Here is a 26,417-nt window from a genome sequence, read left to right on the forward strand (position 1 = left end):
AAAAAAGACTATGCTATATAGTCCTCTCCTACAATTTCTTTATATTCACTTGCTGTTATCTTATTCTTTTCTACTGCCGTTTTAACTTGCTCTTTAGTCCAATTACCATTATTATAGAAATCTGTTATTATCTTGTACCAATTCATTTATATCACCCCATTTGACATTAATTGAAATGTTAAATCTGCTATTGTTTGTTCTGTAGAATTTACTTTGTCTTCTATGCTACTTTTAATATCTGTATATCTATAGAAAACCTCTTTAGTATCTATATTTATAAATAACTTTGTTTCTTTATTTTCTGTGTATTTTGGTGTTGGTAATTCCTCTATCAAAATACCTTGTTTTAAGTTTTCCTCCGATAACAAATTTGGTTCATAGTGTATCATACCAACATATTTTATATTTTGTTCTTCTGTATCCATTAAATTTCCTAAATAAATCATAATGATTCTCCTTTCTCATCCGAATAAACCTTTTTTGACAATATATTTCTAAAAATTCCACTACTAATAAAGAAAACTATATCATTTATTACAAACATACCAGCACTTGGGTATGTTTCAGTAAGTTTTCGGTAGCTGTCGATATGTTTAAGAGTATTTAAACTTATTTTTACAAAAGGACTACTAGAAAGCGAATATATAGCATATATATATCCATTATATATATCAAAATTGTCATATTTGCTATCGTCTGAATACACAATTAAATTTAAATTTGCGTCATATTTTACTAAAGCACTTTTTTTGTTGCTATCAATTTCTATACCTCTTTCTGCATCAGATGCAATAACAAAATCATTTAAAAACTTAATGTTTTTCATATGCAAATATCCTCCAATTCTAAAATCTTTAGCAATGGCAAAATCAAAATTTATTTTAGATAAATGACATGTTGTAATACTACTTGAATTTGAGTGTTCTGTTGTAGCATAAATAGCATTCTTATTGCAAACAAACTTACCTCCTTTAAAATTGTAAATACCATTAGAAACTAAATTTTTAGTTAACATTATATACATATCAGATATTCTAATTTTATGAAGTGTAGAAGAAGTCTCATCTCCATATACTCCATAAATAAATTCCCCATAAGTACATAACTTATAATAAGCACCTTCTATTGACTGCACTTCAATTCCTGTTGTCTTATTTATTTTATATAATTTAGTATTGTCAGATATAAATAAATACTCTTGTGTAACACAGATACATGAGAAGTTAGCATTAGCTAAAGTAATGTCAAAAACTACTGTTTCATCAATAGCATTAATTTTAATTAGATGAGTTTCTTTAATTACATAAAAATATGGTTCTTCATATTCAAAAGTTTTGAAGTTCCCACTACATCTTTCAATATATTTTATAGCTCCATTTGTAACTAAATACGGATAGTTATTTGAAAGTGTTGTTTCTCTTAAATCTAATCGCCCCTCTTTTATATCAATTTTATTCTTTATTTCTTCCCATGTATCGCTTGTAGTAACCTCTGCACCTTTGGAGTTTAATGCTGTTACTACATTATTTTTAGCATTAACTCCACTTTGAAAAACCTCTTTTAATGCTCCTTCTACATTATCACTTGTAAAATTATTCTCTGTATCTTCTATAGTTACATTCTTTGCTTCTAATACAAGATTTCTAACTTTATTAACTAACTCTTTAAAAGTCATTTAGTCACCTTCTTTCAATAAAAAAAAGAACCTACTACGCTGTTGGTTCTATTCCTTCTACTACTCCACTATTTTTTATAATATAATCCTCTACTGCTTTTCTGTATTCTGTGTTAGTTACATCATCAAGTTGAAACTCTCTATTTTTCAAAGGGTTTAACCCTCCATTTAATATTCTTTCTGCTAATATTCTTACCACAACATTATTTATATTCATTATAACAATCCTCCTTGTAATTCATTAGTCATAATTAATAATTCATTTTCTAATTCTTCATAACTAAGTTTTTCATCTTCTATTGGACTACTTGATAACACTAAATAATTTTCATTTAAAGTTTCATATATTTCTATAATATATAAATTAGAGTTTTCACTAATTATTTTTTCTTTTTCATCTAAAGAATTATAATATACTTGTTTTTTCATAATTTATTCCTACCTTAATATTTTTAATTCTTCTATTTCTGCACGAGCTGCATATGAACCATCTAAATTTCCTGCTCCTACAGATGTTAATAATATTTGTACTTTTATATCCATGCCATTCTCAACAATAATATCTTTTGTAAATCTTACAAAAGAAGAAGATGCACTAGGAGTATCGTCAGTAACATAAAAGTATTCTTTTCGGTTTCCACATAGTATCTCTATTTTTGCTGTTGCATAATCAGCACGCATTTTAGACGCTTTAAGTTCGCCTGTGAATCTTAATGTGCCTTTTATACTAGATACTTCATTGTAAACGATGCTAGGAGTGTTTAAAGTTGTAGCTTGAATTCTATTTTTTAAAGAAAAAATTTCTATTGATTGAAAAATCCAGTTAACTTTTTCAATCAAATTAGTAAATGTTTCAGATGATGTTGCTGAAACATTTTTAGAATTAATCGTCTCCACTAATACATTTTTTAATGTTTCTATTTTTGTTTTAGTTGTACCAAATTTATCTGTTCCAATAAAAGGACTACCCAATGCACTAGATATATTATTTTTACCAGTTTGAAAATCAGTTTGTACATTTTCTAATGCTGCCATAAGTTCCCCTAAACTAGCATTTTCAGTTAATTTTTCTGTCATATTTTCACCTCGCTTATATCATATCTATTAAATTATTCACTATAGTTATTCCTTTAGTTCTTTGACCACTTATTTCTACCATTATTTCCTCTAATACTCCATCTAACTTATCACTTGTAAATCTATCATTAGCATCTGTAATACTTATACTGGTATCTATAAGCTGTATACTGCTAATAGAATCCTCTATTTTCTTAGACGAATAAGTAGTCATTTCAGACACTCTGTTATCATCCACAGTTGCATTAATAAAATGAGTTTCTGCATTTCCATTTATCACATAGACATTTAATTCAACTTTTACCTCACTTCTAATTTCTATAGAATTATCATCTATAATTTTAAAGTTTGTAACTACATTTTCTTTTGTAGTAGCATCTATAATATTTACAACTATTCTCTGTGTTAACAAACTATGTGTTACAGTTGCTTTGAATCCATTTTCTGCATCCTCCACCCAATCATCAATTGCGACCCTTTGAGTGTATGCAACATTTGAACCACCTGCAATTAATTGGTCAATTTTAATATTTTGTTTCTCATTTTCTGTGTCAATTCTAGTGTTTAACTCTGTTTTAGCAGTTTCTATGTTGCTTGTTAATTCTGTTTTAGTTGTATCAATTTTAGAGTCTAGGTCCTGCAAATCTTTTAATGTGGCAAGTATAACAGTAGGGTCTACCTTTAGATTAATATTAGCCACATTAGATACAACTAATATTACTTTTATTAATAGTTCTTTTACAGTCCCTGAATCTGCTTTAGGTTTATATGTTGTTGGGTAACTAGAAACCGCTAATAGTTGGTCTTTAGAATCAAATAGACCAACTTCTCTTATTTCAAATCCTCCAACATCACCAGGTATGAATTTTTGTATTACTACCCAGTTAGGATTATCTTTATCTCCTTGTGCATGTTCAAGTGTACTTTCCCAAACCACATTTTTTAGTGCTGTTTGACTCTCATTTGGAGTATAAGAACTCCCTCCTCCATCTCCAACTTTTATCTTTGCAAAATCTACTTTTTCACCTGTAATACTTGCATTTGCTATTGCTGCCTTACCAATGTCAGTTACTAGAGTAAAATATTGTTGTTCTGTCAATTTTATCACCTCATTTCTATTTTTTAGGATACAATGTTACTTTTTCTAATGCTCTATCATTTCCACTACAAATAGCTATTTCTCCAAAACTTTCTAAATTTCTAGGTACATAAGGATATATTGTAACTGTTTCTCCTGTACTAATTGCTGCACCTGTATAAAGCTCGTTTTTATTAAATAATATCCTCTCGAATTTGTGTTCAAGGTGTGCAGGTTTTATTTCTTCTATTTTCTTATCTAACTCTAAAATAGTGTTATAACTGCAATTATTTGTTATAAAACTAAGTGTAAAACTAAATAGATTGCTAAATACTTCTACATCAACATTAGTCTTTGTATAAGCTTCTGATATAACTTTTATAACTTCTATTGTAGTTGTACCCTTGCCACGCATTTTAGCTTTTATATTACTTCTTCTATCTTCTATACTTAAATCAAATCTATTTTTAATAGATAAAATATTTTCCCAATAATCCAATCCCCAAGTGGCTGTATCTACAAAAAACTGGTCGAATGTATCGTCATATGTTTCTCTAAGTGTGCTCAGTTCTATGTCATAAGCATCTTGTATTTTTCTAGTAATATCATTGTTATAAAAAAAAGGTAGCTTATCAATTAATTTCATTGAACTACCACCTCACTAAATTCTAAATTTGTAACACTTGGTACTTTGTCCTCTTCAAATACTATATTTTCAGCTTTATTATTTAATAGTAAATTACTAAAGTCATGTATGCCCTCAATAGACGCAAGTATTGCACTTACTTTAGTGTAAATTATTTCTTTATTAACATTTATTAAATAGCTATTAATACTCTCTAAGAAGCTTTCTTTTACAAAATCTAGTGTATATCCTGCTTCTAGCTTTATGGTTGCACTTATGCTTATATCTAAAACGGTTGGAGTTAGAACAATTAATGTAGGACCTATTGGCATTTCTTCCTCAATATGCTCTCTACATCTTTCAATTACCTCCGAGTCAACAGCTTGATTATTTTCTCCAAAGATTAAAACTTTAATTGTTCCTGGCCCATCCCATCTTGGATAAATTTTAGCGTTATATACTCCTTCAACTTCTAAAGCCCATGCTTCATAGTGAGCTTTATTTCCACTTGTAGCTTGATTTTTCTGTATCTTACAGAATCTTTCTTTTAATTCTTCGTCTGTTTCTATTTCTGTACCACCCTTAAAATCTAAATTATTATAAATTCTTGTTATACTGTTTATTTCGTCTTGTAGCTTAAATTCAGTATTTGCAGGTATATTATATCTAATTCCAATCTCTAGCGCTTGTACAGGGCTTGTATTTTGTTCTATTTTCGAACTAATTACTATGTCTTTAATAACTACGAATAATAGTTCATTGTAAGAAATAATTGCTCCGTTTGGAATAACTGTCCCAACCTTTCCTTCGAATGTCACTTCTCCAGTTGCTTCTGTCCCAAGTTTTCTATATACTCCAAACTCATTTACTCGCTTATCTAAAAAATCATCGAAGTTATCTTCTATAAAAGCTTTTTTATGGAGATATGAAAGTTCTATATAGAATTTTGCTAATTCACTATTAACAGGAGATACCATATCACTTAAAAAAGAACCCTCGCCTTTATAGATATTTAAATCTATATTGGATAGAGTTCTGCTTTTAACAACATCATATGTTTGACTACTATACATTAACTTCCACCTCCCCATAAATCGTTGAAATTTGTATATCTACACTTAATAAATCATCTGTAAATTTTGTATTTGCAACATTAATATCTAGTATATATGGATTAACTAGTAAAGACTCCTTTATATACCTAGATGCTTCACTTTCTGTAAGACCTTTACTGTATTTTTGACCTATCAATTCAGATAGCTCTGTTCCATAATCCCACGAATATACCTCATGTTCATATCTATTAGTTTTTGTACACTTATACACCCACACCTTTATAGCTTCATTTCCTTCAACAATCTTAAAATCTCCATTTTCCAAAATAGGCTCATCTTTTTCAAAGTTCCAAGCCACTTCTCTAAATAATTCTAATTTTTCTGTTTTCGGTATTTCATAATCTGTCGGTACTCCTATAAAAGGAAAAATTGTGTTAGACATTATAAACTCACCAACTTACTTACAACAGCAAATTTCTCGCCTATTTTAAACATTATTACTGTGTCATCAAGTTCAAATTTATCAATAAATGGATTTTTTACTTCATGTTTGTGTTCTTGACTTGTTTCTGTGTTAAATGTTTCTATCTGTCTATCAAGAATCCAACTATCTATTAAAATATCTTCTTTTTCTAATATAATGTTATTTGTCTCTATTTTTAAATTTGGTAATTTATCTTTAACTTTTCCAATAAAAAAAGAAGGTTCATTGTAATGTTTCCCTTCTTCTCTTATTATTCCTATAAATTCATTGATTGGATTAGCCACTATATCACCTCTCTTTTATAAAACCCTTCGAGCTGTAGCAAAATTTTTAGTGTAATAACTACTGTTTGTTTTGGTTATTTTAACTACATCGCCTGCTTGTGGTGCATGTAGAAATTCTCCATTTCCTATATATAAACCAACATGGCTAACTGGGTTGTGGAAAAACACTAAATCACCTGCTTGTAATTTTTTTTCATCTACTTTCTTCCCTGATGTAGCTTGTTGTCTTGATGTTCTTGGCAGATTAACATTAACTTTTTTAAAACAATATACCATTAAACCCGAACAGTCAAAATTATTAGGTCCATTTCCACCCCACTTATATGGTTTACCTAGATGCTTTTTAGCTTCTGCTATTACTGTACTTGCCTTTCCTATTGCATTTGTATATCCTGTGCCATCTCCAATTATTATGCTTCCTTTTCTTCTTCCAAAATCATAACATTCTTTTTCACTAGACATTAATATATCTACTCTATACACTCCATTTTTTAAGTCAATCGCTCCACCCCTATCCGTTACTGTATAAGTTTTACCATCAATTTTAGTTCCGGGACATTTTGCTTGAATTTTTGTTTTAAATTTAAGTTTACTAGGTGCAGCACAAGTATTATTGCTTGGGACAAGTCTCTTATTGTCCATTGCCTGGTAATAACCTCCTTGAAGTGGGTCATTAGATGGATAATAAGCTGTAAATTCTGCTTTTACTTCTTTCCCATTTAGTGTACCTTCGCCACTACTCAAATCAGAACTTTCTTCCTTCTGTTCATCTTGCCCTGCCGTCTTTTCATCCATAATATTTTGGAAATTTAAATCTAAATCTATCTCATAATTTCCGTTACTGTCCCAATTATGCTTATCTGTGTCTATATAAAATAGCCCCACAAGTCCTGTGTAGCTATCCTTAACCTTTACACCTCTGCCAGTTATACAAGTCACATCACCATACCCTTTTAAACTGCAAGTCTGCTCTATTCCTTTGAACTCACTTTCTATATCTACAGTACTATTTTCTTGTTGTTGTATAACTTTTTGCATGATTACTCCAACATCTTTAAAAATTTCATCATTGACCTTTTCGCTTATCTTATTACCATACTGGTCTACAACTAATACCTTATTCTTTACATTCTCCATACTCTCTGAAAAACTCGTGTTTATAAGATTAGAGCCTTCTTCAAACATAACATTTAATGTAACAGTTCCTTTTTCAATGATATTAAATTTATCTACATTAGATTCTATCATATACTTTTTTTTAGTTGTTTTACTAGCTTCTGTATATGCGCTCATTATAGTATCATAACCAGTTGTACCTATATACATTTTTGTATGTTTTACTCCAGTCTTAGGTATATTTCCTATTGCAAGTTTATTGTCATTAAATACTTGTTTTGCTATATCTTCAACCAACTTATCTTTAAAGTTATATGACACCTCACTTTGAGTAAGTAAAAATCCCATATCTTTAGATACAAAACTAATACTATTATTACTAGAGTCTTTAGACCTGTTAATTATTATTCCTCTAAAAAGTTCTTTCTCATCTACATAGAAACAAATTGTACTGGCTATAGGTATATCTATTTGCCTAAAATTAATATCAGAAGCTGACTGGACTATAGAAAACTCTAATGTCCTTGATGGGGACTTATAATCACCTGACCATGTCACTTTCTCAACTATATCCGTTATGTTATATATAGCTCCATCTTTTATATGGACCTGTAATTTTATATTATTAATTAAAATCACCTCACTTACTCTACACATATAAAAACACCACCAAAAATGATAAAATATATCATGAAAGGAGGTGTTTTTATGTATGACTTCAAACCTGTAACAGGTTATTGCCCTTTTTTAGAAAAGGATATTACTGTTACTTGTAAATTTCTCTTAGTACATAAACCTAGAGAGCTTAATCCTGGTAAAAAATTCATGGGACATAATTGTTCACAAGAAAAATGTACTTATGATGGTAAATCCTGTCCTTTGGCTAATCTAGGAAGAGAAACTTATTAATTAGTCTATAAAACCTGCACCTGGACACATTCTTACTCCTGTAATTTTTGATAATTTTATGAATGTGTCCCAGTGTGCATAACCATATCCGCTTTTAAAACATTCTCTTTCATACTTACAAGTTTGGCAAGGGTCTAATATATCATTTTCTTCTCTAAAACATCTCTTTATAACGTTTATTTGAATATGTTTTGCCATACAATATAAGTCTTTTTCTGTTAAATCCTCTTTCGTTAGACCATAGTTTTCTGGTATTATTCTTACTTTCTGCAACTTTATCACCTCACTTAAGGAATTGTTAACACCCAGCCCTCTTTTATTATGTCAGCTGTTTTAATTAATTCCTTATTTGCTTCAACAATTTTTTCATATAAATCTCCATTTCCATAATATTTTTGTGACAAACTCCAAAGATTATCACCTTTGACGACTTTGTGAGTTCTTTGTTTTTTAGTTTCAAAACCTTTTGTGATTGGCACATCTTTTGAGGATGATAAATTTGTATTTGTACTAACTGAATTAAGTTTAGGTATCTGTATTCTTTTATACTCTTTTAAACTTAATGTAAAATACACATCCCCTGTACAGTCTTTTTCTTCATATTTAAAACTATCAATTATTACTTCCATATTTATATTTGTTTCTGTAACTGTAAACCTTAATATGAAACCTTCATTCATCCATTTTTGAATTTTATTTACACAGTCATATGGCGTTGGAAAACCTGTATAATCACAGTAACTAGCTTCATCATTTTTGGGAAAGAAACTAGATATTTCTGTAGTTCTTAAACCTGCACCTCCAAATACTGCAATTTCTCCTGTCTTCAAGACATTAGAGGTATTTACTATTGCTTTACTGTTTATTTCAAAAGAAGCTGGGAAAACAGGAAATCTAAAAGTGTCATTTGCTTGTCTAATCCACATTTCCAATTGCATCACCTCTATATCTTTTCTAAAGATATTAAAAACTTAGCTTCATCAATTATAGTTTTTTCAAAAGCTTTATCCAAATTTTCATACCTAGCAATATCTTCTTTATTGTTTGAATACTCATGTATATCTTCAATTAAATTGTCCTTTGCTTGTATTAGAAAACTTAACCGTTTTAATGAGCCAATGAACTCTATGTCTTTATTCATCACAATCACCTCCATAATAAAAGCACCTACATATTTGTAAGTGCTTTCTGTATATTATAAATTTAATAATTCTTTTTTCTTAGCATTAAATTCTTCTTCTGTAATTGCCTGCATGTCTAATAATTCTTTTAATGTTTTTATTTGCTGCAATGGGTCAATAGTATTATTTCCCTCAACTACAGGTTTATTTATATCTTCACTTTTGTTATTATTTCTGTATTCAACTAATTTTTCATATATAGTTGCACAAACATTTGCATTTTTCTTAAAAGACAGTATAAAATCTTTACATTCTATTATTAAGTATTCTTCTGTTTTAACTTGCTTCTTTTTCATTGCAAGAGCGAATGGTCCAAACAAAGCTATCCTAGTGGCTGTATATCTTCTAATAACTTCTTCTTCTTTTTCAATAGAAACTGTTTTCATATCTGAGTATAAGATTTCAAATACATCAACCATTTTTTCATTAGAATTTTTACCTGCTACTTTAAACAATATTTTATTATCTTTAATTACAGCAAAAATAAATTCCTCTTTATTTAAACTAGGATGACCACCTAAATATTCTAGCATAACTAATTCGCTTTCAACAAAATTTCCATTCTCATCTTTACTGCTTTCCATACATTCAAGAATTTCATCTTTAGAAATTTTTTTAGGGTCTTTACCTAAAGAACTCAACTCTGTTCTACATTTTCCAAGACAGTCTTTGCACAAATATCCATCTAAAACTTTTAAAGTATCTGTATCAGTTCCACAAATTATACATGGTTCTTTTGCTTTTGTTTTTTCTTTCCTACTAAATAATCCCATATTTATCCCCCTAAAACATACTAATATATACTACGATTATAGCATATACTAGCATGTTTTAGGGGTACATGTTTCTACACACCACCTGCTATTCCTAACTGTATTTCTCTAACTAACATCTTAGTTAATTTAGTCATATCAGCTTCTTCTTTAACTGTAACACCACCTAAGTTTATGTTTATAGTGATACTATTACTTTCTTTATTATTTGTAGTTTTACTATCAGTTTTATTAATAGTATTTTGTTCAGTTCTTTGGGCTATAGCTTCTTTATATTTACTAGTATAGTCACTTTCTTCGAGTTCTTGTGGTTTATACATTCTTTGTGTTAGGTTACTAATTACATTATTAATATTATTCTTTAAGTTTGGTAACTCTTTCTTTATACCTACCCAAATTCCTTTTGGTAGATTTATTCCTATTATTTTTTCCATTATAACAGATGGAGAATGTACTCCAAAACCATTTTTAAATCCATCTATTACACCTTTTGCAAAATCATTTACTTTTCCTTTTAACCAGTCACCAGCTCCAGTTATACCATTCCATAACCCTTTAACAACATTTTTTCCTATGTCCACTACCTTTTGTGGTAACGATTTTAAGGTGTCTACCACTGTAGTAATTAATTTTTTAGCACCTTCTTTACCTTTAGTTGCCATTTGACTTCCCCAACTTACTACTTTTTGAATTGTATTTGTAAGCCAAGTCCATACGCGATTAGGTAGAGTTTGGAAAAATACTACTATATTGTTAATAATCATTCTAGTGTAGATTTGAGCATATGTTATCATAGCCATACCCCATTGCCCAATTTTTTGTACTGTGCTTACTAACCAAGTCCATATACGGCTAGGTAATTGTGCAAAAAATGTAACAACATTGTTTATCCAAATCGGAACATTTGTAACTAGGTAAGTCCAAACAGAAATACCCCAAGATATTATTTTCCCTAATGCAAATCCTAATCCATAACCAATTTTTGCAGGTAATTGTCCAAACCATATTCCAATGTTATTTATCCATGATGGAATTGTTTGAGTAAAGAAAGCTACAATGGCATTCCAACCATTTATAAATGCTTGTTTTATATTATTCCACATTTCTCCAAACCACTGTCCTGCATTTGAAAAACTGGTACATAGACTTTCCCAAGCTTGTGGAATAGTTTGTGTAAAGAAATTGCATATACCACCCCAAACTTTTGTTGCTGTCTCTTTTATATTATTCCAAGCGTTTATAACAAAATCTCTAAAGCCTTTGTTTGTATTCCAAAGCACTAAGAATCCTGCTACGAGAGCGGTTACTGCAACTATTACAACTCCAATTGGACCCCCCAATAATAAGCTGGCTTTTCCAAATAACGTTGTTACAGCGGTTAAAATTTTCATTTTTCCCGTTAAAACGGATACTATAATTTGAAAAGTCGTCATGCCTAGTGCGGCTGTTGTTCCTGCACTACTACTAAAAGCTAATGCTATACTATAAGCAATAGCTGCTCGTTTAGCCGCCTTCCAAGCATTGACCAAAGTTACTATTCCCTTTACTACACTAGTCATAATAGAAGCAGTTTTTATACTTACAAAAATACTAGCGATAGTAGGTCCATTTTTAAGAACCCAACTAAGACTCTTAATCATAGTTGGCAATGCCTTTGTTGCAACCTTTATAATTGTAGATGTTAAATCTCCAAAAGATTGTGCAATTTGCGAAATGCCTGCTTTAAGTGACCCACTTGAAAACTGTTTATCTAAGTCACTTAAACATTTTATTCCTGTTTCAGCTGCATTTTTAAGAGGTTCTTTTAGTTTGCTATATATCTCTATTCCTAGATTCTTGAAACTTTCTTTTAATATACCTACTTTTGATTCTAATGTATTAGACATCTTCGCATATGCACTTCCAACAACATCAGCTTGAGTGGACATAGCTTTTAAATTGTTCGTATATTGTTCTGAATTTTGACCACTAAGTGCTAGTGCTGCTTTTCCTGCTTCAAGGCTTCCAAACATATCTATTAAAGATTTTTTGTTCTTTTTAGCACTATTATCCATTAAATCAAGTACTGTGTTAAGTGGAACTCCTGCTTGCATCAAATCTTTGAAAGATTTACCAGCATATTTAGTTCCTTTTGCTGCTTCTAAAAGTGCTTTATTCCCAATTGTGCCACTCTTTCCAAGTTCAGCAATTAACCCATTTAGTTGTGTGACAGCTTCGGCTGTTGGTGTTCCTTGTGCTGTTAAATTTGCAAGTGATGCACCTACTTGTTCAAAAGATACACCCATTGCAGATGCTGTTGGTGTTACACCTGCTAGAGAGCTTCCTAACTCATTTACGGTAGTGATACCTTTATTTTGTGTCTGCATCATAACTTTATGGACTCTATCAGTTTCGGATACATCCATTTTGTAAGCATTTAATACCTTTGCTGTTGCAGTTAAAGCTGTATCTATATCTGTAAATCCTGCTTTAGATAATTTAGCATTTTTAGTCATGAAATCCATTGCTGAACCCATGTTTTCTGTAACAGGAATGCCCGAAGATAAAGCATTGTATAAACTTTCTCCAATAGAAGATGCGGCAATTCCCGTATTTTTAGATAACTCTAATACTTTATTATTCAAGTTTTCTGTATCTACTTTAGTGTCACCAAACATTGTCGAAGTTTTAGTCATTGCAGTTTCGAATTCTGCACCTGCTTTAGATGCTGAAACAAGTCCTGCCCCTATCCCAGTTACAATGCCTACTCCTGCTATTTTAGCTGCATTACTAACATTTCTAAATTGTTCTTGCAATCTTTCTTGTGCTTGAGATGTTGAGTCTGTTTGACTTTGAAGGGCTCTAGTAGCATCTCTAATTTGTCTTAGTGTTCTACTCGCTTCATCTCGCATTCTTATAACAGCTTCTAAAGCTCTACTACCTGCTGACATACTCTATAGCCCCTTTCCAAAACTCTTTATTTCTTCTATTCTTTCATCTATTTCTTGATACATAAAAGCTCTAATTACATGCTTTTCACCATATTTAAGCTTAAAAAAATCGGCTGGCATCATATCATGGTATCTAAACATTAGATACATTAAATTGATTTCTCCATCCGATTTGATTAGTTTTTTATTTTTTCTTCTATTTCCTTATCTCTTTTGTTATCATCTCTATACCCATTTAATTCACAAATTTTATCATATAATTCGTTTATTTCTCCTGCAAGTAACATTCTTCTTAACAATTCTTTTGGTGTTGGAGATTTGAAATGTTTTAATAATTTATCATCTTTAAATAAATTACATGATGCTAGTATTACATTAGATTTCATCTTAAAATTATCTAAATCCTTTAAAGAACCTTTTTCTATTTTTAAACCACTAGTTTGAAGCTCGTCAAAAAACTCTGGCTCTACTGCTTTACATTCAAAGTTTACATCTATTCCTAATTTCTTACAAAACATTGTATGTGTTATAGATGGCATTTTTACCTTATCAGCATCTAAACTTAATAACAAATCTACAACATTTTTTACCTCTGTCACTTCTTTTTTATCTATCATTTCTTTTTCTAATTTATTTTCACTCATAGTAATTCTCCTTTTATCCTTAATTATTTTTATACTGCATCAAGCAAATCAAAATCCTCGAATGTAAATGATGCTTCTTGCTCTCCTTCTTTTCCATTTTCCCAATCTATGATTGAAAGTCCGTCAAAACTTACACCAGTTAGGCAAATTCTTTCTGCTCCTAATGCGTCAGGGTCATCTAATTTACTAACAATAGTAAATTTAGGTTCTTTACCTTCTTTTATAATTTGAGTTATATATCTTAACATCCTTGAATCTACTTTATATAAAGTTAAAGACCCCTCTGCACTAGCACCTATTACTTTTTGACCTTTTATCATTTTTCTAGGTTTTACTATTTCAGCTTTATCTAGTTTTATTTCAGCTTTCATAGCCTTACATTCAGATACTTGCACACCATCCAACCAACATTCTCCGTAAGTTCCATTCATTACTTGATTTGATTCATAACTTGTAGCCATTTTTTCACCTACTTTCTACATTTGAACTCTTATATTTATATCTTCCATTGAATCTACTAATTTTAAATTTATTAAATAAAATCCATTTGAACCAGTGTTACAATTCTTTATTTCATTATCATTCATTTTACTTGTATCTATTTTTTTACTTTCTAAATATTCTTTTTGCTTCTCTAAATCAATTTCAACAGTAAAATTAGAGTCAATTAACTCTTGTTTTGCTAATTCAGTTAAATAAGATTGTACAGCAACTATAAATAAACATTTATTGTCATAAGTATTCGGACATTTACGTAAATACTTTTCTACATAAATGTTTTTTATATCTTTACTTATTAAGTCTTTAGTATCAACAAGCTTAATCTTCTGAAATATCTCTCCTTTTTCTTGTGTTAGAGTTGTAAGAGAATTTACACCTCTAGCAATCCTTATAGCTCCTGACAGTCTTCTTAGTATTAATTCTCCCGATTGTACTTTAGCGTCTGCACTAGCTTTGTCTATCTTTGTAATAGATTCAACTTCATTAAGAGGAGCATAAGTAATTGACTGTGTACTTGGAGTAGATGCTATAAGAGACGCGATACGTGGTGTATATTTCTCTGCTGTTATTTCCTCTCCACTAATTGTTACGTTTTCAGTAAAGTTTATAACTGCTTCATTATCAGCTTTAATGTTTGCTAGTACTGCTTTAGCTTCTGTACTTTCTTCTTCTCTTATCTTTTTAATCCAAGTTACAATTTTTGTTTTTTCTGCTTCTATAGCTTCTGGCATACAAAGATAATTAAATTCTACAGATTCTAATTCTTCTAGTGTATCTTCAACTTTTCCATCTTCTAAGAAAGTACTTATAATAACTTTACTTGGTTTTAATACCTTCTCATTATCAGTAGCCCCTATAAAAGCGTATTTAACATATTTTTTATTATCATCACTTAATGAAGTTGGCATATCTTCTTCGCTTGTAAGCTCTTTATACATCTTTGTTGTATCTTTCAATATAATTGCTACTATTCCAGCTTTGGAGCGTTGTATAAAGCTTGTAGCCAGTTCTTTAAATTCTATATTTATATTAACTAATCCAGCCATTTAATCACTCCTTCCTTTAAATATGAGATTTAATTCTTCCATCAACTCATGTTTTTCTTCTTCAAAATAAATTTGTTCATGATAATTTATAGATATAAGAAATTGAACATAATTTCCTATTTCATCTTTTTCTATACTTACATTTTTCTCGCTAAAAGTTAAATATCTATCTTTTACTTTTATATTTCTAGTGAATATGTTCTCTAATTTATTTAGAATGTCAAATAAATCTGTTTTTTTCTTTTTCCAGCTAGGTAAATACTTTATATCAACTAAGAAACTTTTTATATCAGTCTTTTTAGTCGCTGTCTGTGCCATTTCTGGCAATATCTGCACAAAAAAACAAGACTTCTTATTGTCTTGTATGTTATATCCTTCTACAAATATATCTTCATTAAAATTTTTAGATATTTCTTTAGTGAATGAGTATAGTATATCTTTGTAGCTTAACAACATATCACCTCTAGTTCCAAAAATCTATTATTATCTGATTTAATTCATCATCAATTATACTACTCATTTCATCAACGCTTCTTGCCAACATAAATACACCTGGTACAAAACTGATTCCATTAGGTTTAGGTCTATAGTTTTCGCTAGTTCCTGTTCCTTGCCTAGTTCTATGACCATATTCTAAATGATAAATATATTCAATATTATTTGATACTACACCCTCAAATAGATTAAGCTCTTTATATTTCCAGCTCTTTCTAGCTGTTCCTCCATCAACTTTAGCAACTGGTGTTTTAGGTTTTACTTTTCTAAGTAGTTTATTACCTATATTGTTCTTAGCTCTTCTTAAGTTCTTTGACATTTCCCTTTCTTCTCTTTCTAAATCTCTTATTAATGTGTCTAGACTGTTAAATTCTATCATTTAATATCTTTCCTTTAGGGTCAGATTGACTTGTAAGTGGCTTGAATAAGGAAATGGTTTAGATGCAATAAAAGTTTCTACATTCCCATTTTCTAAAGTTATATCTAGTATATCTCCAACCTGCAAATCTATTTTAGGTCTACAATATAATTCAAAAGCTGAAATAGAACTTGTTATATCTGTATCTATGACATTAGGTATATTTCCATTTAAGCCACAAGGTACACCTTCTGCAATTACAACATTCTCGTTAAAATCTGTAACTCCTGTCTCCTCATTTTTGATACTTGCACATCTTCTTATTGTCATTTTGCAAAAATAAGTTAATGCTAATATATCTGCTTCTGCCATGTTACCACTTCACTTTTCTAAAATTATTTAAAATATTCTTATCCTTTTGAGATAGTTTTATTTCCATTAATTCATCTGTTGTTTTAGCTGTTGCAACATTATAATTTACAGAATAACCACCACGAGAAATTGAGCTAATTTTACCATTATCAGCACTACTGACTAATACAGTCTCTTTTAACTTAACAATAACTTTATCCTCTACAATACCTTCAAGAGTAGAATTAAGCGTTTCTATATTGCAGTATGCAAGAACTAGAGTAGTATATTTTTTAATGTACAACTCTATTAAACTATCATAAGTATCATCTTTTAAATTTAAAATTAATTTTATATTATCTAGCATTTAATCACCTCGAATAAAAATAGAGAAACTAAATATTATTTAATTTCTCTATTAATTCATCTTTTTTCAGCTTTGAATAACCTTCTATACCATTTTCTTTTGCTAAGTTTTTTAGTTCTTCAATGCCCAATTTTTCTATATTAATATTTTTCTTATCTTCTAATAACTTAAATCCATCATATATTAACTTTTCTTTTTCGGATGTATCATTAACTATTTTTTCTATGTTATCTCTTATTAATCTATACATAATTTATCTCCTTTAGGCTACTGGTTTAGCATCTTTGAAGTTAGCATATACTAAGTTAGAGCTAAGTTTAGTAACCCATAATTCATGATATCTTCTGTAGTCCATAGACCAAGCATTAGCTTTTTGATTAGTTAAAGGGTCAAAAATTCTCATTTGGTCTTGTTTTGTTACAGCTATAGGAATGTCTCTACCTACTATTATAAAATTACAATCAAGAGCTTTTGTACCTTTTACATACCCACCTTGTCTTTGACCTTCCGTTTTCCCATCATATAAAGTTATAGATGAATACATACGATTTTGAGGTGTGACTAGCAACGGACAAAAGTCTATCGTTGGTACTTTTGTAGTTATTCCTCCTTTGCTAAAATCAATAGCTGTTAATTTATCTAATACTTTTTCTTCTATGGCTTCTAATGTATCATAAGTTAAATGTACTACAAGTTCTCCGATATATCCAGTTTCTCTTATTATTTTTATTCCTCTTTTTATTTTGCTTATAACAGTCTCTTTATCTGGTGTATATCCATATTCTACATTGGTATCATTTTCAACCCCTATAGCTACTGTAGCTAACTTACTAAGTCTATAAGCATCTATTTCGGGAACTACTTTCGTCCTTTGAAATTTACCCATTATATTACTTGCAGTTAATGTAAAATTAGTTTCATCAACATCATTTGGGTCTATTGTAAATTTTCTCCCTCTATCTTGTGTCATAGTTTTAGTTTCATAACCAAACTTTATATCTCCATCAGCATATCCTTCTGATGAACCTCTGTTATAATCCCCTAGTCCATCGACTTCTAGAGAAGGTATTTTTATTTCTTTTCCTCCATTATATATTACCTTTCCTGCATTAGCATCCATCCACCCTGTTAGAAGTGTTTGTATTGCTGATTCATCAAGTGTTTGTTGTATAATTGGTGCATATTCTATTGTATTTGCCATTTTAACATCTCCTTTATTTTAATTATATTTGTCCATTTACTGCTGCTTTTATTTGTTCTGCTGTAATCTCTTGTGAAGTATTACTAGTACCACCTGGTACATATTTATAAAAAGACTGTGCATTTGTTTGTTTAGTAGTTTCAGTAGCATTAGATTCAAACAAATCTTTGTAGCTTTCTTGTAACTCTTTTAACTGTTCCTCTATACCTACTACCTTTCCATCTTCACCTACACTTATTTTTTCTAAGTCAAACTTATTTGTTAGTAAGTCAGTGTGTTTAGCTTTGTTGGTTAATAAAGCTTTCTCAACAGCACTTAATTTTCTTGTCTTTAAGCTTTCATTTTGCATTTTCTCAACTTCTATCTTATGATTTTCTTCTATCTTTTTTATTTGTGCTTGATGTTCTGTTTTTATCTTTTCTAAATCTTCTTGAGTCATTTTGCTATTAAAGCTTTCAATAGCTTTGTTAGCTTCTTTCAATTGTTCATTTGTTTTATTAAAAGTTTCTTTAGGTACTGCATATTTGGGAAATTCAGTATTAACACTTTTTAATATTTCCTCAACATCAATCTTATTTTCTTCGATTTTAATACTTTCCAATATTTTTCTTAACCATTCCATTTAATCATCATCCCTTCTTATTTCTCCATAGATTTTTATAGTTGTTCTCCAACTAAAGGAGTTACTTTGTTCTTTATGCTCTGCAACTTTTTTAAAAAGAGCAAAATAAAAAAGCCTTTATAGACTTTTATCTGATGATTTATTTAGTTCTTCTTTTACTTTCTTTAAAATTTCATCAGAAACTTTATCTATATTAGCTTTATTTTCTTTTTTTAATTTTATCCCCTCATACGCTATATCCCTTGGATACTGTAAACCCTCAATAATAGCAAATTTACACAATAAAAGCACTTACTATTTAAACTTAGCAAGTGCTTTCTATATAACTTCTATACTTTTTATTTCATCCTCTTGGAAAGATACTAAACAATCATTTTGTTTTAAGCCAATCTCATCTATTTCATTATCACTGTCTATAGCTGGTGTATAAGTTTTTACATAACCAATCCATTCTTTATTGTCTATATCTATAATTTTAACCTTCTCACTCATATAATTAATTAAATTTTTACTCATCCTTTTCAACTCCTTTCATTGTTGGCACTATATGAGTACCATTTTTACTATAGTGTATATAAAACTTATTAGTTTTCGTTTCTTCTCTTGTTAGATTGCTTATATTTACACCTATATTTTTTTCACATGTTATTAATTCTTTATTTTTAAACTTACCATTTCTATCAAGTTCTAATATTCCTGTACCTGCATACTTGTTAATGAGTTCTTGAGATTCTTCTTTTGATATTGTTAAGTAGCTCCTACCTTCTGTATAATTATTGTGGTCCTTAAAATGCTTTCCTTGTTTGCCATTATGAATATTTAGATTATATTTGCCATCTTTTATATCCTTCCTTATATTATTTATTATAACATTATTTTTATTTTCCTTCTCTCTATTTATGGCAACTTCAACGTGTTTTTTATACCATTCATTATATGATAAATCGGAAGGAACTTCATACGTTTTACCTTTTGGCAGTCGTGCTGTTCTTATTTCTCCTTTTTCATGTTTAAAATAAGGGATAGTTGTACAGCGACATCTTGGATGTATCGGAGGATAATTTTCTCCTTCTTTAGCTTCTTTAACTAAATATACTTTCATATCTACATTTCTACATCTTTTACAAGTGTTATCCTGTAATGTAGCTAAGAATTGATATTTATCTACTCTTTGACTTTCATATGCTCTTTTATCAGCTTCTGACATAAAATGAGAATGTTCAGTTTGAACTAATCTTATTGCATTTTCATAGCTAGAGTCCATTCTCTGAGACACTCTATTAGCAATATTTTTCAAGCTTTCCCCTCTTATAACCATTTGAGTAATTTCTTCTTTGATAACTTCACTTAATAAATCTCTGTTTTTCCATATCCTTTGAGAAAAGTTTTTACCACTCCAAGGATATGTAATTATATCCTTTAAAGCTTCTCTATCAAGCTTAGTGAAGCTTACCCCAACACCAACGTGTTTTTGAGTTTCATATATACTCTTATAGTAACTATCTTTCACAGATTCTTCTAATAGCTTTTCTACTCTATTATTTTGAATGTCGAATGTATTATTTATCTCTTTAGATATTTGGTAGAATAGTTCTTCTAACCTGTTTATTCTGCTTTTCATAGCTAATGTATTAAGCTCTAACAGTAATCTTTCATCACTTGTTTGTTCTATTAATTTAATATATTGTTTGATGTCCATGCGCCATGTGTTAAATTCATTATTAGTTAAATATTTTTGTGTTTCTGCATATGTTAATTTATTCTGTTCGGCATATTTATAAAATAAATTAGCAATTTCTTTCTCTATATTTTTCATTGCAATTTTATATTGTTTATCTAGTTCCTTTAATACCTCTTTTTCTTCTTTCAATCTTGAATTTAATCTTTGCTTTTCTCTTTCTTTCCAGTACTCAATATTATTATTCAAATAACTTCACCTCTATTCAGTAAAGTTATTATAATCATCAGATACTTTTGAAGCTTGTATTTTCTTTTCTTCTCTTAAAAGTAAAGCAGCTTCTTCGGGGTCATCAACCCAAGGGTGATGTCTTAAAATAATTTTAGTTGGTATTATTCCAACTGACTTAGTCGCTATATCTGCATCCTCTAAGTCATTAGACATCATATTTCTTGTATAAGTCTGTTGTATTTTTTTATAGTCTGTAATTCCTAAAAAATATAGTATAGCCTTAATTAGCTTATCAAAAGAGGTTCTAAACTCGGTTTCAAGGAGTCCAGACTTTAATTCTAACTTTCTATAAAAGAATTTAAGTGCTACACCACTTGCATTACCAAAATTTTCAGTATCCTGTTGTAGCCCTTGACCACTTTCATATATTTGTTTTTTAAGTATCTCTAATATCACCTTTCGAGCTTCAACAGGTATCTCTATTTGCATAGTTTTAAGACCACCACTATCGCCTTCGCTATCTGTTTCAGTTTTTATTGCTTTATATCTCTTCAATTCATTTAAAAATTGTGCTGTATCCTCTCCACCATAATTTTCTAAGATGTATATTATTTGCTGTATATCCTCTAAATCATTTGCAAACCCACTCATTATTTTATCATATAAATCCAACACTGATTTATATTTTGATAAGTCACTTTGTTTTTTTATGTTGTTAGCAAATTCAATAAAAGGAACTGAATTAAATCTATGTTGTACTGTTATATGCTCTATTTGAGAACCACAACATGTTACTCCAAAAAATTTATATTTATCTAATATTTTATCTGTCCAAAATTCAACATAAGTATATGCCTGCTTTTGTATTTGATTTTCTACATCTTCTAACTGGACATAATATCTTATTACAGCCTCTAACTCTCTTTCAATCCCATTTTTATAAATTGGTATGATTTCTTCTGTATTAACTACACCATATTTAAATTTTTGGCTGATTACCTGTTCCCTGCTATATTCTTCATCTATCCAATAATGAAGCCATGCAGTACCACAATTTGATGCTTCTATTGCTAAATTCTTAGCTTTTCTAGTAAACTCATTCCCTAAAACATCTGTTACCTTCTCATTCAATTCTTTGTCATTGTCAATGTCAAAAAGAACTGGATAGGTGAACATATAAGAAGCTTTCTCATCTACAAGTATTTCATGAAAGTTGTGACTGATTCTATTGTCAGCGTTCCTAAGAGGATTCTCATCTCTGTTTTGTACAACTACACCCTTTTTCAATATATCATTTTCATTATAATAATATGATTTAGCCTGTAATATCTCTTGCCTTCTAGATATATCAGCACTTATTATTGCTCTTATTTTTTCTAACTCCACATCACCACCACCTATATTACTTAAATTATTACTTAAATACTGATAATCCTTGACCTTTCAGTGCCTTTTCTGCAACCCCTGTCAAAGCGTCTGGTGCATCATCATGTTTGTTCTTACCTTCTCTTTGATAACTCACCATAGCCTTATAAAACTCTATCCACTTATCTCTCCAATTAATTGGAAAATATATATGTTCCATTACCCAACTACTATTAGATAAAATTCTAGCATTTTTATTTTTCGACTGATGAAACCATTTAATAATCGTTTTATTGCTTTTAAACTTTTCTTTCAATATTCTTTGTACATTTCTTGCAAAAGCTCTACCACCACTATTACTTTCTATATCAGCTTTGTTAACTTCATTATCATGAAACATCTTAGCTGTCTTATACTCTGTTATTTCCATGCTTTCCTTAGTATATAAAACATCTAATATATAAGCTTCTTTGTTGTATACTCCATAAACTATAGAACATAAGTAATCTGCTCCCTCGTCTGCTGTATCTACATAAGCTTTAATAGATGTAAATAGTAGATTGCCTTCATCATCAGTAGGAAGCTTGTCATATGTCTTAAATCTAGTGTACAAGCATCCTTTAAGGTCAATAGGCTCTTGCTGGTAGTTAGCACTCGCAATATCCTCGCCCATAGCTCTCACTTTAGATTTATAACTCTTTAAAGATAATACTTCTTCACAAAGCATATTTCCATCTTCCTGTAATGCTTTCATATTAATATGTCTTACTTTCTTACCTTCTTCTTTGTAATGTTCTAATGCTCTACCAGCTAAGTCCTTACTAGACCATCTAGTCATTATAATTATTATTTTCCCACCTTCTTCAAGCCTTGATAGCATAGTATTAGTAAACCAATCCCAATGTTTTTCTAAAACATTCTCATTATAAGCTTCCTCTGCATTTTTAATTAAGTCATCTACAATCATAAGAGAACACCCAAAACCTGTTGCTGTGCCACTCGGAGACGTTGCCAAATAATTATTATAACCACCTTCCAACGACCATAAATTCATAGCTCCATCACCATGTTTGATTTTTGTATTAGGAAATATATCGTTGTAAATGATAGTGTCTATATCAGCTTTTTCTTCTTGAATAGCATTTCTAACATTCTTTGAAAACATAGTCGAAAGAGTCTCATTATAACTACCAGTCATTATTTTTTCATTTTTATTTTTACCTAAAATCCATTCTACGAATAAACTTGCACTTCGACTTTTCCCATGTCTAGGTGGCATATTTATAATTAAAACTTCATCATCTGAATAGTAGAAGTCTTGAAGCTTATTGCAGGTTTCAACTAAATAATTTCTATCTTTTTTATAAAAGTTTGGAGCTAATAAATTGCAAAAATAAAAGAACTCACGTCTTGCAAGTTCCTTCTTAGCTTCTAGTGCTATTAACTTATTATCAATCATCTAAATTCGCCAACTTTTTCAACTCCTCTAAAGACAGCTCTTTAAACATATTTTCACTTTCATTTTGACCTAGATTATTATTTTCTAATTCAAATTTCTTTCTATCTATCTTCATTTTCTCTAATGTCTCAATACACTTTCTTTTTTTATCTTGAATTTTAGTTAATTCAGCTTCTAGCTTTTGCACTCTTTCAAATATAGAAACAGCCCTTGTGACAGTCTCTGTCTGTGTCTGTTCATTGTCTTTAAGTAAATTACCTTCTATCTTTAAAGTTCTTTTGTCTATGCTTTCTAGCGTAATTTTATCAGCTTTTTCTTCATACTGCTTTATTCTTTTCATATGTCTATGTTCTCTAACTGTAAGTAAACTTATTTCTAATTCAAGTCTGTGTATTTCATCTTTATTTTCACTTTTTATCAATTCAATTTCTTCATCTGTTAAAGTGTTAAAGAATATTTTTTCATATATACCATCTTTTAAAGCATTTTTATTATTCTTTTGACCACCTTTTTTCTTTGTAGTACTACATTTATCTTTTTGTAGTACTACATTCCAGTTATCTCTGCATTTCCAGTTGCTTATTGTTTTTTCATTTTCATTTAATAGCTCTGCTATGTCTCTATTTGCAATATTTCCATTATGTTCTTTGAATATATCAAAAGCTTTATTTCTGTTTGGACTTCTAGCCTTTGCCACATCACCACCTCGTTATTCGTTTTTACTTTTTTATTTATGAAGCTTGTTTATCTATTTTTGTTTCTTCTCTTGTCAGTAAATAGAAGAATGGTGTATCTAATAAAGCTAAGAAGAACTTAACAACATATTGACTCATTATCATAACTATTAGACTTGGTACAGTACCCCAAAATCCAATCGTAATAAAAATGCTTGTGTCTATTAGTTGACTTAACATAGTACTAGCGTTGTTTCTTAACCATTTATGCTTTCCATTAAACTTATCTTTTAACTTATGAAATATAAATACATCATTACTTTGAGCTAATATATAAGCGGTTAAACTAGCTAATACAAATCTTACATTCTGCCCTAACACTACTTTTAAATTATTTCCATATTGTTGTGCGAAACTTGCGCTTGGAAGGGCTATAGCTATTGCAATCAATAAAAGACTGAATAACTGCATTAAAATACCTCTTTTGACTGTTCTGTTAGCTTCTTCTTTACCCCATATTTCTCCAATTACATCAGTGCATAAAAATGTTAGCGGATATGCAACAACCGCGGCAGGAACTATAAGCCCAAATATATCAATCACCTTTCCTGCAACAATATTAGAAACCACTAAACTTGTTACAAATACACAATTTAATAATGTTAAATTTCTTTCTGTCCTTTTCACCATCTCACTCCATCCATGAATTTTTGATATTTAACCCATTCGCACATACTATGAGCTACTAATTTTTTTAAATCTGTTTTCTTATTACTTTCTTTTTCTAACCTTCTTATATGTATATCTTCATCTTTAAATGTATATAATTGTTGTCCAATACTTGCTCCTATAGTCCAACTACTGCTATCAACACTATAAAATTTAAATGATTTTAATATCTTTGTCTTAGTAAACCCTAGCCCATGTACTTTTACATTTCTAGCATAAGCATACTCAACCATTTTTTGTATTAAAGGATACTCTTGTTTTTTTATATCATTTATTGCAAATCCTCCAACTGCAATATATTTATATGTTGCACATAGTTTTTTCCAGTACTCCACACCTCTTGTTTTATGCCAAACTGGTATACATTGTCTACCTACTTCACTTTCTATTTTTTCAGTCCACTTCTCCACTTGCTCTAAACCAAATATCACATCCACATCAACTTCAAAGAAATATTTTATATTGTAGTCATTAATAAATTTAATATATCTATTAATGTAGTTTTCCATTTCTTCTTTTGATATTTCTGTACCATTCATAAAAGAAAAAGCTCCACTATCAAGTAAAAAATTCTCATTTCCTACTATTTGCAAAGCTTCCAAACACGTTTTTTCTTTATTAAAAAAAGTTTCTAAAATGTATAAAGGTTTACACTTCTCTATTGTTTCTAATCTTAACTCCTTATTCATTCCACTTTTTGTTGCTGCTAAAAATATCCTCATTTTTATATTTCAAACTCCTCATTGCAGTGTGGACATTTCACCATTTTACCTTTTTTCTCTTTTTCTTCTAATTCTTCATCTAATATAAAATCTTCATCACTTATACTTAAATCTTCAAAATCATTAATATTAAAATTGAACTCTTTCATATCAATATTAACTATGTCAGATAATTCATCAACTAATTTATTATAATCCCAACTAGCATATTCATTAGTCTTGTTATCTATTAACCTGTAAGCTTTTATTTGCTCTTCTGTTAGATTCTTTAGAACTATGCAAGGTACTTGTTTAAGTTCTAATTGTTTAGACGCTTCATATCTCGTATGACCTGCTATTATTATGTTATCTTCATCAACTAAAATTGGGTTCGTAAATCCAAATTCATCAATTGATTTAATAACCTTTTCTATTGCTTCATCATTGTTTCGAGGATTATTTTCATAAGGTTTTATATCTTCTAAATTAAGATAAACAACTTCTCTTTTGTTCAATTTAAGACCTCCTTTTTTATTTTTGAATATAATAAAAGAGCCACCTACAAAGATGACTCTTTAAACTAAACACTCATATTTTTCTTTAAACTCTTTTACAGCTTCATTCCATGCCTCTTGCTCTGTTACGCCTTTTTCTCTTGAAATTCTCTGCGCTATATCTCTAATTAATTGAGCACCTTCTAATATCCCCATATTACCTCACATCCTTTTTTTATTAATTTATACGACAATTAAATTCATTTTCCTTCTTTTAAAAAATAAAAGGCTAAGTTTACCCTAACTCAGCCTTT

The 26,417-nt window shown here is 29.7% G+C and carries 39 protein-coding genes; 1 reads left to right on the forward strand and 38 read right to left on the reverse strand.

The annotated features are described in order from the left end of the window. Positions 1-8: 8 nt before the first annotated feature. Genes KGF38_RS03805 through KGF38_RS03860 form a run of 12 tightly spaced genes read right to left on the reverse strand, consistent with a single transcriptional unit; the run spans position 9 to position 7,802 of the window. A complete protein-coding gene (locus KGF38_RS03805) occupies positions 9-146 on the reverse strand; it encodes an XkdX family protein (protein ID WP_009898417.1) in 138 nt (45 codons plus the stop codon). Continuing rightward, a complete protein-coding gene (locus KGF38_RS03810; protein ID WP_009898419.1) occupies positions 147-446 on the reverse strand; it encodes a hypothetical protein in 300 nt (99 codons plus the stop codon). After that, on the reverse strand, positions 443-1,675 hold the full coding sequence (locus KGF38_RS03815) for a hypothetical protein (RefSeq protein ID WP_227832173.1): 1,233 nt from the start codon (positions 1,673-1,675) through the stop codon (positions 443-445). The genes KGF38_RS03810 and KGF38_RS03815 overlap by 4 nt, the downstream gene beginning before the upstream one ends. Before the next feature lie 34 nt (positions 1,676-1,709). Continuing rightward, positions 1,710-1,892 carry a hypothetical protein gene (locus tag KGF38_RS03820; protein WP_009898423.1) on the reverse strand — a complete coding sequence of 61 codons (183 nt, stop codon included), beginning with the start codon at positions 1,890-1,892 and terminating at the stop codon, positions 1,710-1,712. Beyond that, positions 1,892-2,104, reverse strand: coding sequence for a hypothetical protein (locus tag KGF38_RS03825; protein ID WP_227832174.1), 213 nt, complete (start codon positions 2,102-2,104; stop codon positions 1,892-1,894). The genes KGF38_RS03820 and KGF38_RS03825 overlap by 1 nt, the downstream gene beginning before the upstream one ends. Before the next feature lie 9 nt (positions 2,105-2,113). Beyond that, complete coding sequence (locus KGF38_RS03830; RefSeq protein WP_021404882.1) at positions 2,114-2,752, reverse strand: hypothetical protein; 639 nt, start codon at positions 2,750-2,752, stop codon at positions 2,114-2,116. A gap of 13 nt (positions 2,753-2,765) precedes the next feature. Further along, positions 2,766-3,860, reverse strand: a complete 1,095-nt coding sequence (locus tag KGF38_RS03835; protein WP_413926744.1) for a phage tail protein — start codon at positions 3,858-3,860, stop codon at positions 2,766-2,768. Positions 3,861-3,867: 7 nt separating this feature from the next. Further along, on the reverse strand, positions 3,868-4,476 hold the full coding sequence (locus KGF38_RS03840) for a putative phage tail protein (protein WP_227832176.1): 609 nt from the start codon (positions 4,474-4,476) through the stop codon (positions 3,868-3,870). Next, a complete protein-coding gene (locus tag KGF38_RS03845; RefSeq protein ID WP_227832177.1) occupies positions 4,473-5,528 on the reverse strand; it encodes a baseplate J/gp47 family protein in 1,056 nt (351 codons plus the stop codon). Before KGF38_RS03845 ends, KGF38_RS03840 begins: the two co-directional genes overlap by 4 nt. Then, positions 5,521-5,952 carry a DUF2634 domain-containing protein gene (locus tag KGF38_RS03850; RefSeq protein WP_227832178.1) on the reverse strand — a complete coding sequence of 144 codons (432 nt, stop codon included), beginning with the start codon at positions 5,950-5,952 and terminating at the stop codon, positions 5,521-5,523. Before KGF38_RS03850 ends, KGF38_RS03845 begins: the two co-directional genes overlap by 8 nt. After that, on the reverse strand, positions 5,952-6,278 hold the full coding sequence (locus tag KGF38_RS03855) for a DUF2577 family protein (RefSeq protein ID WP_227832179.1): 327 nt from the start codon (positions 6,276-6,278) through the stop codon (positions 5,952-5,954). The genes KGF38_RS03850 and KGF38_RS03855 overlap by 1 nt, the downstream gene beginning before the upstream one ends. A gap of 15 nt (positions 6,279-6,293) precedes the next feature. Beyond that, on the reverse strand, positions 6,294-7,802 hold the full coding sequence (locus KGF38_RS03860; protein WP_413926746.1) for an NlpC/P60 family protein: 1,509 nt from the start codon (positions 7,800-7,802) through the stop codon (positions 6,294-6,296). Between the two features lie 300 nt (positions 7,803-8,102). Here KGF38_RS03860 and KGF38_RS03865 point away from each other — a divergent pair, with 300 nt between their 5' ends. Beyond that, positions 8,103-8,303, forward strand: coding sequence for a hypothetical protein (locus tag KGF38_RS03865; protein WP_074178739.1), 201 nt, complete (start codon positions 8,103-8,105; stop codon positions 8,301-8,303). Here the strand turns inward: KGF38_RS03865 and KGF38_RS03870 are convergent, their stop codons facing one another. From KGF38_RS03870 to KGF38_RS20335, 26 genes are all read right to left on the reverse strand, one after another. Beyond that, positions 8,304-8,585 carry a hypothetical protein gene (locus KGF38_RS03870; RefSeq protein WP_227832181.1) on the reverse strand — a complete coding sequence of 94 codons (282 nt, stop codon included), beginning with the start codon at positions 8,583-8,585 and terminating at the stop codon, positions 8,304-8,306. It abuts the gene before it with no gap. 5 nt (positions 8,586-8,590) lie between these two features. Next, on the reverse strand, positions 8,591-9,229 hold the full coding sequence (locus KGF38_RS03875) for a LysM peptidoglycan-binding domain-containing protein (RefSeq protein ID WP_227832223.1): 639 nt from the start codon (positions 9,227-9,229) through the stop codon (positions 8,591-8,593). 17 nt (positions 9,230-9,246) lie between these two features. Next, the gene (locus tag KGF38_RS03880) at positions 9,247-9,444 is read right to left on the reverse strand and encodes a hypothetical protein (protein WP_227832182.1); all 198 of its coding nucleotides are present in this window, start codon (positions 9,442-9,444) and stop codon (positions 9,247-9,249) included. A 54-nt stretch (positions 9,445-9,498) separates the two neighbouring features. Further along, on the reverse strand, positions 9,499-10,257 hold the full coding sequence (locus tag KGF38_RS03885; RefSeq protein ID WP_227832183.1) for an SHOCT domain-containing protein: 759 nt from the start codon (positions 10,255-10,257) through the stop codon (positions 9,499-9,501). Positions 10,258-10,331: 74 nt separating this feature from the next. Beyond that, the gene (locus KGF38_RS03890; RefSeq protein ID WP_227832184.1) at positions 10,332-13,187 is read right to left on the reverse strand and encodes a phage tail tape measure protein; all 2,856 of its coding nucleotides are present in this window, start codon (positions 13,185-13,187) and stop codon (positions 10,332-10,334) included. Positions 13,188-13,190: 3 nt separating this feature from the next. Next, a complete protein-coding gene (locus KGF38_RS03895; protein ID WP_162495475.1) occupies positions 13,191-13,328 on the reverse strand; it encodes a hypothetical protein in 138 nt (45 codons plus the stop codon). A gap of 35 nt (positions 13,329-13,363) precedes the next feature. Further along, positions 13,364-13,831: a phage tail assembly chaperone gene (locus KGF38_RS03900; protein ID WP_227832185.1), complete on the reverse strand. Its 468-nt coding sequence runs from the start codon at positions 13,829-13,831 to the stop codon at positions 13,364-13,366. Positions 13,832-13,860: 29 nt separating this feature from the next. Beyond that, a complete protein-coding gene (locus KGF38_RS03905; RefSeq protein ID WP_227832186.1) occupies positions 13,861-14,292 on the reverse strand; it encodes a phage tail tube protein in 432 nt (143 codons plus the stop codon). Between the two features lie 15 nt (positions 14,293-14,307). Then, positions 14,308-15,378, reverse strand: coding sequence for a phage tail sheath subtilisin-like domain-containing protein (locus KGF38_RS03910; protein WP_227832187.1), 1,071 nt, complete (start codon positions 15,376-15,378; stop codon positions 14,308-14,310). Next, positions 15,379-15,834, reverse strand: a complete 456-nt coding sequence (locus tag KGF38_RS03915; RefSeq protein WP_227832188.1) for a DUF6838 family protein — start codon at positions 15,832-15,834, stop codon at positions 15,379-15,381. 7 nt (positions 15,835-15,841) lie between these two features. Beyond that, positions 15,842-16,252, reverse strand: a complete 411-nt coding sequence (locus KGF38_RS03920) for an HK97 gp10 family phage protein (RefSeq protein ID WP_227832189.1) — start codon at positions 16,250-16,252, stop codon at positions 15,842-15,844. Continuing rightward, positions 16,253-16,603 (reverse strand): hypothetical protein, encoded by a 351-nt coding sequence (locus KGF38_RS03925; RefSeq protein ID WP_227832190.1) that lies wholly within the window; start codon positions 16,601-16,603, stop codon positions 16,253-16,255. A 1-nt stretch (position 16,604) separates the two neighbouring features. Further along, entirely contained in the window at positions 16,605-16,949 is a 345-nt protein-coding gene (locus tag KGF38_RS03930; protein WP_227832191.1) for a phage head-tail connector protein, read from the reverse strand. A gap of 28 nt (positions 16,950-16,977) precedes the next feature. Next, complete coding sequence (locus tag KGF38_RS03935; RefSeq protein ID WP_227832192.1) at positions 16,978-17,199, reverse strand: Rho termination factor N-terminal domain-containing protein; 222 nt, start codon at positions 17,197-17,199, stop codon at positions 16,978-16,980. A 12-nt stretch (positions 17,200-17,211) separates the two neighbouring features. Continuing rightward, positions 17,212-18,150 carry a hypothetical protein gene (locus tag KGF38_RS03940; RefSeq protein WP_227832193.1) on the reverse strand — a complete coding sequence of 313 codons (939 nt, stop codon included), beginning with the start codon at positions 18,148-18,150 and terminating at the stop codon, positions 17,212-17,214. Positions 18,151-18,172: 22 nt separating this feature from the next. Beyond that, positions 18,173-18,772 (reverse strand): phage scaffolding protein, encoded by a 600-nt coding sequence (locus tag KGF38_RS03945; RefSeq protein WP_227832194.1) that lies wholly within the window; start codon positions 18,770-18,772, stop codon positions 18,173-18,175. Between the two features lie 117 nt (positions 18,773-18,889). Beyond that, on the reverse strand, positions 18,890-19,063 hold the full coding sequence (locus KGF38_RS03950; protein WP_227832195.1) for a hypothetical protein: 174 nt from the start codon (positions 19,061-19,063) through the stop codon (positions 18,890-18,892). 27 nt (positions 19,064-19,090) lie between these two features. Further along, on the reverse strand, positions 19,091-19,288 hold the full coding sequence (locus KGF38_RS03955) for a hypothetical protein (protein ID WP_167650410.1): 198 nt from the start codon (positions 19,286-19,288) through the stop codon (positions 19,091-19,093). Continuing rightward, entirely contained in the window at positions 19,281-20,699 is a 1,419-nt protein-coding gene (locus tag KGF38_RS03960) for a polymorphic toxin type 50 domain-containing protein (protein ID WP_074178754.1), read from the reverse strand. The genes KGF38_RS03955 and KGF38_RS03960 overlap by 8 nt, the downstream gene beginning before the upstream one ends. A 12-nt stretch (positions 20,700-20,711) precedes the next feature. Continuing rightward, positions 20,712-22,067: a phage portal protein gene (locus KGF38_RS03965; protein ID WP_074178755.1), complete on the reverse strand. Its 1,356-nt coding sequence runs from the start codon at positions 22,065-22,067 to the stop codon at positions 20,712-20,714. Positions 22,068-22,095: 28 nt separating this feature from the next. After that, the gene (gene terL, locus KGF38_RS03970; protein WP_227832196.1) at positions 22,096-23,505 is read right to left on the reverse strand and encodes a phage terminase large subunit; all 1,410 of its coding nucleotides are present in this window, start codon (positions 23,503-23,505) and stop codon (positions 22,096-22,098) included. Beyond that, entirely contained in the window at positions 23,498-24,202 is a 705-nt protein-coding gene (terS, locus tag KGF38_RS03975; protein ID WP_227832197.1) for a phage terminase small subunit, read from the reverse strand. Before terS ends, terL begins: the two co-directional genes overlap by 8 nt. 34 nt (positions 24,203-24,236) lie before the next feature. Beyond that, positions 24,237-24,869, reverse strand: a complete 633-nt coding sequence (locus KGF38_RS03980) for a queuosine precursor transporter (protein ID WP_227832198.1) — start codon at positions 24,867-24,869, stop codon at positions 24,237-24,239. Then, positions 24,863-25,630: a hypothetical protein gene (locus KGF38_RS03985; protein WP_227832199.1), complete on the reverse strand. Its 768-nt coding sequence runs from the start codon at positions 25,628-25,630 to the stop codon at positions 24,863-24,865. The genes KGF38_RS03980 and KGF38_RS03985 overlap by 7 nt, the downstream gene beginning before the upstream one ends. 2 nt (positions 25,631-25,632) lie before the next feature. Next, on the reverse strand, positions 25,633-26,124 hold the full coding sequence (locus tag KGF38_RS03990) for a ParB N-terminal domain-containing protein (RefSeq protein ID WP_227832200.1): 492 nt from the start codon (positions 26,122-26,124) through the stop codon (positions 25,633-25,635). Between the two features lie 60 nt (positions 26,125-26,184). Continuing rightward, positions 26,185-26,319 (reverse strand): hypothetical protein, encoded by a 135-nt coding sequence (locus tag KGF38_RS20335; RefSeq protein ID WP_255626206.1) that lies wholly within the window; start codon positions 26,317-26,319, stop codon positions 26,185-26,187. Positions 26,320-26,417 lie beyond the last annotated feature (98 nt).

The organism is Clostridioides sp. ZZV14-6387 (genome assembly GCF_020657835.1).
Lineage (GTDB): Bacteria > Bacillota > Clostridia > Peptostreptococcales > Peptostreptococcaceae > Clostridioides > Clostridioides difficile_A.

Bases quoted from the DNA above. Each gene is read 5' to 3' on its own strand.
- KGF38_RS03920 (WP_227832189.1), bottom strand. From the start codon at position 16,252: ATGATAGAATTTAACAGTCTAGACACATTAATAAGAGATTTAGAAAGA.
- KGF38_RS03910 (WP_227832187.1), bottom strand. From the start codon at position 15,378: ATGGCTGGATTAGTTAATATAAATATAGAATTTAAAGAACTGGCTACA.
- KGF38_RS03925 (WP_227832190.1), bottom strand. From the start codon at position 16,603: ATGGCAGAAGCAGATATATTAGCATTAACTTATTTTTGCAAAATGACA.
- KGF38_RS03840 (WP_227832176.1), bottom strand. From the start codon at position 4,476: ATGAAATTAATTGATAAGCTACCTTTTTTTTATAACAATGATATTACT.
- KGF38_RS03930 (WP_227832191.1), bottom strand. From the start codon at position 16,949: ATGCTAGATAATATAAAATTAATTTTAAATTTAAAAGATGATACTTAT.
- KGF38_RS03820 (WP_009898423.1), bottom strand. From the start codon at position 1,892: ATGAATATAAATAATGTTGTGGTAAGAATATTAGCAGAAAGAATATTA.
- KGF38_RS03885 (WP_227832183.1), bottom strand. From the start codon at position 10,257: ATGGGATTATTTAGTAGGAAAGAAAAAACAAAAGCAAAAGAACCATGT.
- KGF38_RS03830 (WP_021404882.1), bottom strand. From the start codon at position 2,752: ATGACAGAAAAATTAACTGAAAATGCTAGTTTAGGGGAACTTATGGCA.
- KGF38_RS03905 (WP_227832186.1), bottom strand. From the start codon at position 14,292: ATGGCTACAAGTTATGAATCAAATCAAGTAATGAATGGAACTTACGGA.
- KGF38_RS20335 (WP_255626206.1), bottom strand. From the start codon at position 26,319: ATGGGGATATTAGAAGGTGCTCAATTAATTAGAGATATAGCGCAGAGA.
- KGF38_RS03805 (WP_009898417.1), bottom strand. From the start codon at position 146: ATGAATTGGTACAAGATAATAACAGATTTCTATAATAATGGTAATTGG.
- KGF38_RS03880 (WP_227832182.1), bottom strand. From the start codon at position 9,444: ATGAATAAAGACATAGAGTTCATTGGCTCATTAAAACGGTTAAGTTTT.
- KGF38_RS03935 (WP_227832192.1), bottom strand. From the start codon at position 17,199: ATGTATAGATTAATAAGAGATAACATAGAAAAAATAGTTAATGATACA.
- KGF38_RS03985 (WP_227832199.1), bottom strand. From the start codon at position 25,630: ATGAGGATATTTTTAGCAGCAACAAAAAGTGGAATGAATAAGGAGTTA.
- KGF38_RS03815 (WP_227832173.1), bottom strand. From the start codon at position 1,675: ATGACTTTTAAAGAGTTAGTTAATAAAGTTAGAAATCTTGTATTAGAA.
- KGF38_RS03955 (WP_167650410.1), bottom strand. From the start codon at position 19,288: ATGAGTAAAAATTTAATTAATTATATGAGTGAGAAGGTTAAAATTATA.
- KGF38_RS03890 (WP_227832184.1), bottom strand. From the start codon at position 13,187: ATGTCAGCAGGTAGTAGAGCTTTAGAAGCTGTTATAAGAATGCGAGAT.
- KGF38_RS03825 (WP_227832174.1), bottom strand. From the start codon at position 2,104: ATGAAAAAACAAGTATATTATAATTCTTTAGATGAAAAAGAAAAAATA.
- KGF38_RS03915 (WP_227832188.1), bottom strand. From the start codon at position 15,834: ATGTTGTTAAGCTACAAAGATATACTATACTCATTCACTAAAGAAATA.
- KGF38_RS03895 (WP_162495475.1), bottom strand. From the start codon at position 13,328: ATGTTTAGATACCATGATATGATGCCAGCCGATTTTTTTAAGCTTAAA.
- KGF38_RS03810 (WP_009898419.1), bottom strand. From the start codon at position 446: ATGATTTATTTAGGAAATTTAATGGATACAGAAGAACAAAATATAAAA.
- KGF38_RS03900 (WP_227832185.1), bottom strand. From the start codon at position 13,831: ATGAGTGAAAATAAATTAGAAAAAGAAATGATAGATAAAAAAGAAGTG.
- KGF38_RS03845 (WP_227832177.1), bottom strand. From the start codon at position 5,528: ATGTATAGTAGTCAAACATATGATGTTGTTAAAAGCAGAACTCTATCC.
- KGF38_RS03980 (WP_227832198.1), bottom strand. From the start codon at position 24,869: ATGGTGAAAAGGACAGAAAGAAATTTAACATTATTAAATTGTGTATTT.
- KGF38_RS03945 (WP_227832194.1), bottom strand. From the start codon at position 18,772: ATGGAATGGTTAAGAAAAATATTGGAAAGTATTAAAATCGAAGAAAAT.
- KGF38_RS03865 (WP_074178739.1), top strand. From the start codon at position 8,103: ATGTATGACTTCAAACCTGTAACAGGTTATTGCCCTTTTTTAGAAAAG.
- KGF38_RS03940 (WP_227832193.1), bottom strand. From the start codon at position 18,150: ATGGCAAATACAATAGAATATGCACCAATTATACAACAAACACTTGAT.
- terL (WP_227832196.1), bottom strand. From the start codon at position 23,505: ATGATTGATAATAAGTTAATAGCACTAGAAGCTAAGAAGGAACTTGCA.
- KGF38_RS03850 (WP_227832178.1), bottom strand. From the start codon at position 5,952: ATGTCTAACACAATTTTTCCTTTTATAGGAGTACCGACAGATTATGAA.
- KGF38_RS03875 (WP_227832223.1), bottom strand. From the start codon at position 9,229: ATGTGGATTAGACAAGCAAATGACACTTTTAGATTTCCTGTTTTCCCA.